Source organism: Brachyspira catarrhinii (genome assembly GCF_005518285.1).
Lineage (GTDB): Bacteria > Spirochaetota > Brachyspiria > Brachyspirales > Brachyspiraceae > Brachyspira > Brachyspira catarrhinii.
Genome location: NZ_SJDU01000259.1, coordinates 1 through 3,276 on the forward strand (window position 1 = coordinate 1; position 3,276 = coordinate 3,276).

A 3,276-nucleotide genomic window follows, 5' to 3' on the forward strand; every position below is an offset into this window, starting at 1 on the left:
AATAAAAAATACTTTTAACGAAGCGGGTAAAATAATAGACGCAAATTATAATTATGTTATAGCGGGAATAATCGACCCTCATACCCATATGAGAGACCCTGGTCTTACTCATAAAGAAGATTTTAATTCTGGTAGCAAAGCGGCTGCGAGAGGAGGAATAACCACTTTTTTGGATATGCCGAATACGATTCCAAATACGATAACGAAAGAAAATCTTATTCAAAAAAAATTAATGATGGTTGGAAAATCTTATGTCGATTACGGTTTTCATTTCGGCGGAAGCAAAACGGACAATAGCGAAGATATAAAATTAATTAAAAATCAAGTCGCCTCTACAAAAATATTTCTAAACGCTTCTACTGGAAATATGCTTATAGAAGACGATAAAATATTGGAAAAATTATTCGAAGCTTCAAAAATTGTCTCCATTCATGCGGAAGATAAAATGGTTGATAAAGCTATTGAAATTGCAAAAAGAACGGGAACGACTTTATATTTATGTCATTTGTCTTTGTCAAGCGAAATAGATTTACTAAAAAGAGCGAAAGATAGCGGAATGAAAATTTATGGCGAAGCGACTCCTCACCATTTATTTTTGAATACGGAAAGTATTAACGAAAAAAATAAAACGCTTTTAAGAATGAAACCCGAATTAAAAGAAAAAAGCGATAATGAAGTGTTATGGAAAGCTATAAAAGACGAAACTATAGACACTATTGGCGCAGACCATGCTCCGCATTTATTAACCGAAAAACTTGAAAAACTTACTTTTGGGATTCCTTCCGTAGAACATTCGCTCGAATTAATGTTAAAAAAAGTAAAAGATTTGACGATAGATTTGAAATTATTAACAAAAATTATGAGCGAAAATTCGGCAAAAATATTCGGAATAAAAAATAAAGGAATTTTGAAAGAAGGATATGACGGCGATTTGGCGATAGTCGATTTAAATGACGAATCGGAAATAAGAGAAGAAGATATAATAACGAAATCGGGTTGGAGTCCTTATGTTAATTTCAAAAGAGGCGGAAGAGTAATTATGACAATTTTACGAGGAAATATTGTTTATAAATACGATTCTAATTTGAAAAGAGATATTTTTTATAGCGGTTTTGGGAAAGAGATTTTTTATTAATATAATATTAATAATATATAAAATTTTAACATAACACTTGAATTTGATAAAAAAATGTATTATACTATATATTAATCATATCGTATAAAACTAAACGCGATATGAAAATAACAATTCTTGGAGATTTTAGTATGTCAAAAAAAATAGTATTAGCCGGAGCTTGTCGCACGGCAATAGGAAGTATGGGCGGTTCTTTAAGCACCGTTCCCGCAGCGGAATTAGGCGCTGTAGTTATCAAAGAAGCTTTGAAAAGGGCTAATGTTCCCGCTAATAAAGTGGATATGGTTTATATGGGTTGCGTTATTCAAGCATCTCAAGGTCAAAATGTGGCTCGCCAAAGTTCCATAAAAGCTGGTTTGCCTATAGAAGTTCCCGCTATGACTATAAATGTCGTTTGCGGTTCTGGTTTGGACGCGGTTAATCTTGCGGCAAATATGATAGCGGCTGGAAACGCCGATATAGTGGTTGCGGGCGGAACTGAAAATATGTCTCTCGCTCCTTACGCCTTGAAAAACGGCAGATACGGTTATAGATTGGGCAACGGTTCTTTGATAGACACTATGGTTAATGACGCTCTCACGGACGCTTTCAATAATTATCACATGGGAATAACGGCTGAAAATGTTTGCGATGATTATAAAATAACGAGAGAAGAATTAGACCAATTCGCTGCAAACTCTCAACAAAAAGCCGTAAAAGCCATAGAATCTGGAGCTTTCAAAAAAGAAATAGTTCCCGTTACAATTAAAAATAAAAAAGGCGATATAGTATTCGATAAAGACGAAGGACCAAGAGCTGGAATAACCGCCGAATCGTTGTCAAAATTAAAACCCGCTTTCAAACCAGACGGAGGAAGAGTGACCGCTGGTAATTCTTCGAGCATAAACGATGGAGCGGCTGCTATAGTCGTTATGAGCGAAGAAAAAGCCAAAGAATTGGGCGTTAAACCTATGGCTACTTGGATTGCTGGAGGTTTGGGCGGAGTTGACCCAAGAATCATGGGAATAGGACCTGTTGCAGCCACTAAAAAGCTTTTGGCTAAAACGGGACTAACGATTAAAGATTTCGATATTATCGAATCGAACGAAGCTTTTGCCGCTCAATCCGTTGCCGTTGGTAGAGATTTGGGTATAGATGTTGAAAAACAACTTAACCCTAACGGAGGCGCTATAGCTTTGGGACACCCCGTTGGAGCTTCAGGCTGTAGAATACTCGTGACTTTGCTTCATGAATTGGAAGCGAAAGGAGCGAAAAGAGGACTCGCCACTTTATGTATAGGCGGAGGTATGGGCTGCGCCGTTATAGTTGAAAGAGAATAAAGAATAAAATATTACGCGGGTTTTGGTTTAATCAAGCCGAACCCGTTAAATATAATTTCTTTAATTATTAGATTATTAGAAAAAATCATAAAAATTACAAAAATGGAGGATAGCAATATAAATGGAATTCGTTAAATATGAAGAAAAGGATATGATTGGCTACATTACGATTAGCAGAGAAAAGGCTTTGAACGCCTTAAACTCTCAAGTATTGGACGAATTAAGCAGAACTTTCGACTCCGTGGATATTAAAACTATAAGATGTTTGATACTTACGGGAGCGGGAGATAAATCGTTCGTTGCTGGAGCCGATATATCCGAAATGAGCACATTGAGTAAACTCGAAGGCGAAGGATTCGGAGATAAGGGAAATAAAGTTTTTCGTAAAATAGAAACTTTTCCAATTCCCGTTATAGCCGCCATAAACGGTTTCGCTTTGGGAGGAGGATGCGAAATTGCGATGAGTTGCGATATTCGTATATGTTCCGATAACGCCGTATTTGGACAGCCAGAAGTCGGACTCGGAATAACCCCGGGATTTGGAGGCACTCAAAGACTTCCAAGAATAGTGGGAATCGGTATGGCAAAACAGATGATATATTCGGGCAGGAATATAAAGGCGGATGAGGCTTTGAGAATAGGACTCGTTAATGCCGTTTATCCTCAAGCCGAACTTATGTCTAATGTGGAAAAATTGGCTCAATCTATAGCAAACGCCGCTCCAATAGCCGTTCGCAATAGCAAAAAAGCGATTAATGACGGCTTGCAAGTCAATATGGATAAGGCGATTGAAATAGAGGAAAGATTATTTGGAAACTTGTT

General features: G+C 37.1%; 3 protein-coding genes. All 3 read left to right on the plus strand.

Annotation, left to right across the window (positions count from 1 at the left end; all coding sequences use genetic code 11):
* Positions 1 to 1,135, plus strand: a 1,135-nt coding sequence (locus EZH24_RS09000; protein ID WP_137998826.1) for a dihydroorotase, incomplete at its 5' end; no start/stop codon positions are given.
* Between the two features lie 131 nt (positions 1,136 to 1,266).
* Positions 1,267 to 2,454, plus strand: coding sequence for an acetyl-CoA C-acetyltransferase (locus EZH24_RS09005; RefSeq protein WP_137998827.1), 1,188 nt, complete (start codon positions 1,267 to 1,269; stop codon positions 2,452 to 2,454).
* Between the two features lie 121 nt (positions 2,455 to 2,575).
* A partial coding sequence (locus EZH24_RS09010; protein ID WP_137998828.1) for an enoyl-CoA hydratase-related protein occupies positions 2,576 to 3,276 on the plus strand: 701 nt, incomplete at its 3' end.